Here is a 435-nt window from a genome sequence, read left to right as displayed (position 1 = left end):
TAGGGATAAATCAAGATATGATGGATGAAGAAATCACCAAAAATATGAGTAATATGTATACATTATAAAATAACAATTTATAGCAAGTTAAGTATATTTTTTAATTTTTGCTTATCTAATTTTTGTTTGTGGATTTTGATGTTTTCCCAAAATTCATCATTTGTATATCTAGGTATTATATGCACATGAAAATGTACGCCATCATCCATAGTACGCCCATTATTTATGGCCATGGTAATTCCTAAAACTTGAAAATTATTTTCGATAACGTTAATTATTTTTTTTTCTAATATACTCAGCTCTAACAATAAATCATTCGATAATTGACTTATATTCATAATATGCTTTTTGGAAATAATAAGTAAATGTCCTTCTTGTATTGGATCAATATCGAAAACCACAAAAAAATTATCAGTTTGAATCAGGACATCTTCA

General features: G+C 25.7%; 1 protein-coding gene. It reads right to left on the bottom strand.

Annotated elements, in window-relative coordinates; genetic code table 11:
• Positions 1–77: 77 nt before the first annotated feature.
• A partial coding sequence (locus RAD15_RS43970; protein WP_458184889.1) for an HIT family protein occupies positions 78–435 on the bottom strand: 358 nt, incomplete at its 5' end.

The organism is Bradyrhizobium sp. 14AA (assembly GCF_054185205.1).
This window is presented reverse-complemented; position numbering and strand designations above follow the sequence as displayed.